Consider the following 6,238-nt stretch of genomic DNA (forward strand, 5'->3'; position numbering starts at 1 on the left):
GGCCAGAACGGCGCCGCCCCTTTCTTTTGGGCACCTCACGGTCTTTTCTTTTTCAGTTGACATCTGAGATATCAGATGCCAATCAAAAGACGGGAGGAAGCTTGTATGACGCCAGCAATGAAACCTGACTCACCGAGGCTACAGCCACTGATCCAGCTGGATCGGGTTGGCAAAAGCTTCGGCACGAACATTGTTTTGGATGGCGTCGACTTTGAATTGAGACCCGGCGAAGTTCACGCGCTATGCGGGGAAAACGGCGCCGGAAAATCCACTTGTCTCGGCCTGTTTTATGGACTTCACCAACCTTCTGCTGGGCGTATCCTGTGCGACGGCAAGGAACAGCGAGTCGAAAGCCCATCACACGCGCAATCCCTGGGCATCGGCTGTGTTTTTCAAGAACTCAGCCTCGCTGGCGCGCTCTCTGTTGCGGAAAACATCTACGCGGGGCGCGTACCCACCCGGTTTGGCGTAGTTGACTGGCCTGAACTGCGCCGCCGTGCGGAGGCGTTACTGGCGGAATTCGGTCTGGATATCGACGTCTCAACACCCGTGGAAAACTTGCCAATAAGCTCCCGCCAGATTGTTGAAATCGCCAAGGCGCTGTCGTTGAATTCCCGCGTCCTTTTGCTGGATGAACCGACATCAGCATTGGCACCCGACGAAGTAGACGCACTATTCGAAGTCCTAAAGTCCCTGACAAAGAAAGGGATTGGCATCGTCTATGTCAGCCACCATATGGCCGAGATTTTCCAGATCTCGGATCGCATTACCGTTTTGCGAGATGGGCGCCACATCAGCACTTTACCGGTTTCGGAAACTTCTCAGGAACAAGTCGTCGCCGAGATGATCGGCGGCGCTCACCCCGGTGATGTCACGCGGTCAGGTAAGGTTAATGGCGAAGAGGTTTTGCGTGTCCAAGAATTAACCCATCCAGATGAATTCGAAGACATTTCTTTCTCCATTAAAGCCGGAGAGATTGTAGGGATGGCAGGGTTGATGGGCGCTCGCCGCAGCGAGATTGTTCGATCGATTGTCGGGTTGATGCATGGCGCGACCGGGGAGATCAGACTACACGGCAAGCCTGTTAACTTTGCGTCCTTGCGGCAGGCGATGCGTGCTGGGGTCGGGTTTGTTCCCGAGGAACGCAAGACTGAAGGCCTCTTTCTGGAACAATCACTCAGCGACAACCTGATCGCGGCCAGTCTTTCCGATCATGCGTCTGCTGGGTTCATGCGTTCGGGCTCGATCAAAGCAGCCAGCCAAACAGCCATTGACGCATTCAGTGTCAAAACCAGCGGGATTAACGAACTTGTTGGTGATCTCTCAGGGGGCAATCAGCAAAAGATTATGTTGGCCAAGTGGCTCAAACGTGCGCCAGCTCTTCTGATCATTGAGGAGCCCACAAAAGGGGTCGATGTCGGAGCCAAATTCCAAATCCACACGGAACTTTTGCGTCGAGCAGCCGAGGGAATGGCCATCCTCGTAGTGTCATCCGATTTTCCCGAACTGGTCTCTCTCTCGACCCGCATCCTTGTCGTCCACGACGGTCGCCTCATGGGAGACATCGCAGCCGCTGAGGCAACCGAAACCACGCTTCTTCAAATGGCCGCCGGAAATTCCGTTCCAATTGTGGACGCACCCCAAACCAATAAATCAGGAGTCGCGACGTGACCATGACCGCTCAAGCCAACTTGCCCATGAAGCGTCCGCTGCTGCGCCGTGTTTTACAAGCTTTTGTCGATATTCGTGAACTGACGCTGATAGTTCTGATCGCCGCCATCATCATCGTGATGTCCAACGTTAATCCCTACTTCCTTAGCTTCTCGAACTTTCGAGCCGTGGCCGTGGGCATGGCCCCGACCGCGATCATCGTGATCGGTATGGCGATCTTGCTTGCATCTGGCGGGTTCGATCTTTCCGTCGGGTCGGTAATGGCCTTGTCTTCTACCGTCGTAGCCATGCTGCTTTTGACTGGCATGCCAATTCCGCTCGCTGTGGTATGCGGATTAGTGTTGGGTGGAATTGTCGGCGTAGTAAACGGTTTGCTGGTGACCGGACTCGGGATCAATCCGCTTATCGCGACACTTGGCACGATGTCGATCGCGCGCGGCATCGCTCTTGTCCTGACCGAAGGTTTTTCGGTTTCAAGCCTGCCTGCATCATTTGCCTGGACCGGCAAAGCCGACATAGGCGGCTTTCCTGTAATCGTCTTGTTCACCGTTCTGCTCGTCGTCCTGTTTGACCTGGCCGTCCGCCATACACGCTTTTTCCGTCAGGTCTATTTCATCGGCGCCAATGAAAAGGCCGCGATGTTGTCAGGCATCCATGTCACACGCGTGCGTATCATTCTGTATGCACTGACCGGTATTCTGGCTGCTTTGGCGGGTGTATTGCTGGCCTCCCGCCTGATGAGCGGTACGCCCACGGCAGGCAACGGTATCGAACTTCAGGTTCTGGCGGCAGCTGTCATCGGTGGCGCATCCCTACGCGGCGGCGAAGGTACTATTCTTGGTGCTTTCCTCGGCGTCGTTTTCGTCGCGTTGATCAACAACACTATGACGATGCTGGCCGTATCGATCTACTGGCAGATGATCGTCATCGGCGGTGTACTCGTTACAGCGGTCGCCTTGGACATGCTGATCCGAAGCAAACGGGGCTAATCCCGAAGCTTTCCAAAACTTAACAACAACCAAAGATCCAAAACAGGGAGACTACGATGACTGAATTGAACGTGAATCGGCGCAGGCTGCTGACAGCGGGCACCACCGCTGGATTGGCCGCAGCGTTCGGACTGCCCATGCTGTCCAAAGAAGCCATGGCGCAAGCGGCCGGCAAGGAGTATGTGTTCCTGTCCATTGTCACGCAGGTACCGTTCTGGGTGGATTATCGCAATGCGATGGAAGACCTTGAAGAATTGATGGGCATCAAGGCCACGTTCACCGGCCCCTTGGATTTTGACACGGCCGCGCAAGCACGCCAATTGGATGAACTGATCGCAAGACGTCCCGCGGGCATCCTAATCTTCCCTGGTGATCCGGCCACGCTGGCCCCCGGCGTCGAACGTGCGGTCGAGGCAGGCATTCCTGTCACATGTTGTATTGGCGATATTCCCGACAGTCCCCGGTCCACATTCCTTGGTATCAACGGCGTTCAGGCAGGACGTGTCGGCGGCGAAATGCTGGCGCAAGCGATTGGCGGTAAGGGCAAGGTTATCCTCGGCACTTTCCCAGCCCCCTCCACATTGGAGCGGGTCGAGGGGTACAAACAAATCTTTGCCGAGAAATACCCGGATATCGAAGTGGTCGACGTAGTCAACGACAAGGCCGACCCGTCCTATGCGCCGACAGCCTACCTTCAGGCCATTCAGGCGAACCCGGATATTGTTGGCATTGGCGGCACGGACGGCGATAGCGGCAAAGGCGCTGCAATTGCCGTCAATGAGGCGGGACGCAAGGACATCAAGATCGTCGCGATGGACCGAAATGATGATATGCTTCCCTATATCGAAGACGGCACAATTCACGGCGCAGTGGCTCAGAAATCCTATCTGGAGATCTTTCTCGCCTTCCACATGATGCATTGGCAGAACACTGACGCGCTGAAGGTCTTGCCCGATTGGAAGGCGGCTGGCATCAATCCTCTCCCCGAGCGCGTTGAAACCGGGGTTATGCCGATTACGGCCGAAAACGTCGTTCAGTTCAAGCACACCTAAGCGATTGTCCCGGCGCATTCGATCGCGCCGGGAAACCGATAGGAGGGGTACATGTCGGACAGATGGAGCGTTCTTCACCTGCAGCAAAACGATCTGCAGCTGACACTCCTGCCCGGCATCGGGGGCCGCTTATGGGATATAAACTTCCAAGGTCGCTCCCTCCTATTTCAAAACGCAGATCTCGACGGTTTGGATGTCGATGACACACGGCTTACTGATCTGCCCACACGCTCTCCACAATTTGGTTTTCCACTCTGGGGCGGCGAGAAGACTTGGATCGCCCCGGATGCATCATGGATAAACGGCGCTCCGTTTCCCGTGTTGGACAGCGGCCCCTATCAGATCACTTCGAGAAGCAGCACTCGTATCGACATGACCAGCGCAGTATGCCCGACCTCGCACTTGTCAGTGTCGCGCCGCATCACGCTGACCTCGGCGGAAAGCTGGGATATAGAACACATCGTGGTCAACCATGGGACCTCGTCGCGCCTGACTGGCATTTGGTCAGTCATGATGCTTAACACCCCCACCAAAATCGGTGTCGAAATGGAAGACCCTGCGTTTTATCCTGTTTTTGGCTCTGCCGAAGGGATGATAGCGACGCACGGCAATGGCATTGTCGTGGATTGCAACAGACAGCAGGAATTCAAAGTCGGGTTACCGAACCCCAACGGTCGTACACTGATGCGGTGCGGCCCTAACACCCCGTTGCTAATGTGCTCGGTACCAGAACCTCAACAGGGCGATCAATTTGCACACGACTATCCGTTTGAGGTCTTTAATTCAGCCGATTACGCCTATTGCGAAGCGGAGTGGCACTCCCCGGCACGCAACCTCGCACCGAATGAAACGCTGAGTTTTCGGCAAACGTTCCGCGTCTTGACGGATGAAAATGCAACCCAATTGCCATTGGGGCTCACAAACAACAAGGAGTTCCTGTCATGCATGTCTTGATTACAGGCGCAGGCGGGCATCTCGGCCGCAAACTTTTCAACGCGCTAGAAAGCGACTCCGATTACACCGTCTCTGGCATCGACATCCGTCCCGTTGATCATCCCGACATTCACACAGCAGACCTGTCCGACGACAGCAGTTGGGTCAGTTTGCTTAAGGGAGTGGACGTTATCGTGCATCTAGCTGGTGACCGAGAGCCCTCCGCCACCTGGGCCTCCGCGATCAAACACAATATGGATGCAACGCTTTCTCTCTATCACCATGCGGCAGCCATGGGCGTCAGCCGCGTGGTTCTTGCCAGCTCCAACTGGGTTCACGGCGACAAAAGGTTCACGCATCAGGTGCTCAACAGCACGACACCACCAGGGCCAGTAAACGCCTACGGCATGTCAAAGCTATTCTGTGAACGGACAGGGGCTTATTTCGCTGAGCATCACGGACTGTCGGTCATCTGCTTGCGCATCGGCTGGACGCAATGGACTCACGGCAACCAACCCGGCACACACATGGCGATGGGCCGGTGGGGTCAGGAAATGTGGTTGAGTGATCGGGACTTTCTAAGCGGAATGCGCGCCGCAATAGATGCCAAGGATATTTCCTTCGCAGCCCTAAACCTAATGTCAGATAACCCAGGTATGCGCTGGGATATCACCGAAACACGACAAACGATTGGCTACTCTCCAAAGGATGGAAGCCCCGCGAAAATAACATTGGGCATTTCCTTGAGATCCATGCTGCAGCGGCTGTTTACAGTCCGGCTCCCTAGTTATTTCACGACACGTTTTCCAGATTGGTAGAGTATAAGGCCCGGACATTGTTGCGTCTCGCATTCAGTTTCCGAAACCTCGCACCGAAGTAAGCGCTGAAAAGGTCATCTTTGTCAGTTTCGCGGTAGACGGAGAGCAACATAACGAGCGCCAGATTTGGCAACCATTGATGTTTGATACTTCGATAACAAACCGCAAACGTCGCTGAACGGGTGTTATCTGAAGCGATCTCTGGTTGAGTGCGAGCCTTATCTGCGGACCGAACGAACCATCATTTCAACCCCTCAGATAACCGTCATTGATCCAATGTGCATAGAACGCCTGCGATGAGCCCAAAGTGCAAAATGCTGCGGCAAGGATCAATTGGCGCTTACTGTTATGAAGCTGCCATTCAAGTTTGCGTATCTAAGAAATGCGAGTGAGAAATTTCGGTCCGCTCGATCCCCCGAAAGCTTCACTCGGCAACAATGAACTAGGCGATACGTAATGATCGCTTCCGTCGTCATATGCGCAAAGGCGAAACGAAATCAACGCCGCACATGTGCGAGAAAAACGACGTTTGGTCGGCTTTGAGGCCTTGGAAACAGGTGGGTTTTCCATGGGGTCGAAAGAATCCTTGACCAATTCCACCATCAGCACTAGCAAAAATGAAATGGCGTTTTGCCTAACGAAACGTCAAGGGAAAATGTAGCGCCGCTCGTATCGTGGAGCCACGCGCACACCAACAGTTAGGCTCCAGACTCATTAAATTACAGCCAGAACAGGACGGTAGCTGCGAGTGCGATTGCGGATAGGAAGACCTTCG

General features: G+C 54.6%; 5 protein-coding genes. All 5 read left to right on the forward strand.

Annotated elements, in window-relative coordinates:
• Positions 1-117: 117 nt before the first annotated feature.
• From AC2FFA_RS14925 to AC2FFA_RS14945, 5 genes are read left to right on the forward strand one after another with little or no spacing between them, the layout of a single operon-like run.
• Positions 118-1,671 carry a sugar ABC transporter ATP-binding protein gene (locus AC2FFA_RS14925; RefSeq protein ID WP_496852211.1) on the forward strand — a complete coding sequence of 518 codons (1,554 nt, stop codon included), beginning with the start codon at positions 118-120 and terminating at the stop codon, positions 1,669-1,671.
• Positions 1,672-1,673: 2 nt separating this feature from the next.
• On the forward strand, positions 1,674-2,660 hold the full coding sequence (locus AC2FFA_RS14930) for an ABC transporter permease (RefSeq protein WP_496852216.1): 987 nt from the start codon (positions 1,674-1,676) through the stop codon (positions 2,658-2,660).
• A 56-nt stretch (positions 2,661-2,716) separates the two neighbouring features.
• Positions 2,717-3,712, forward strand: a complete 996-nt coding sequence (locus AC2FFA_RS14935; protein ID WP_010437236.1) for a substrate-binding domain-containing protein — start codon at positions 2,717-2,719, stop codon at positions 3,710-3,712.
• A gap of 51 nt (positions 3,713-3,763) precedes the next feature.
• A complete protein-coding gene (locus tag AC2FFA_RS14940; RefSeq protein ID WP_496852212.1) occupies positions 3,764-4,666 on the forward strand; it encodes a hypothetical protein in 903 nt (300 codons plus the stop codon).
• Positions 4,654-5,463 carry an NAD-dependent epimerase/dehydratase family protein gene (locus AC2FFA_RS14945; RefSeq protein WP_496852213.1) on the forward strand — a complete coding sequence of 270 codons (810 nt, stop codon included), beginning with the start codon at positions 4,654-4,656 and terminating at the stop codon, positions 5,461-5,463. The genes AC2FFA_RS14940 and AC2FFA_RS14945 overlap by 13 nt, the downstream gene beginning before the upstream one ends.
• The last annotated feature ends 775 nt before the right edge of the window (positions 5,464-6,238 follow it).

It is taken from the genome of Ruegeria sp. YTSB088 (assembly GCF_059609825.1).

Excerpts from the sequence above, each read along its gene's own strand:
- AC2FFA_RS14925 (WP_496852211.1), top strand. The coding sequence starts at position 118 with ATGAAACCTGACTCACCGAGGCTACAGCCACTGATCCAGCTGGATCGG.
- AC2FFA_RS14930 (WP_496852216.1), top strand. The coding sequence starts at position 1,674 with ATGACCGCTCAAGCCAACTTGCCCATGAAGCGTCCGCTGCTGCGCCGT.
- AC2FFA_RS14935 (WP_010437236.1), top strand. The coding sequence starts at position 2,717 with ATGACTGAATTGAACGTGAATCGGCGCAGGCTGCTGACAGCGGGCACC.
- AC2FFA_RS14940 (WP_496852212.1), top strand. The coding sequence starts at position 3,764 with ATGTCGGACAGATGGAGCGTTCTTCACCTGCAGCAAAACGATCTGCAG.
- AC2FFA_RS14945 (WP_496852213.1), top strand. The coding sequence starts at position 4,654 with ATGCATGTCTTGATTACAGGCGCAGGCGGGCATCTCGGCCGCAAACTT.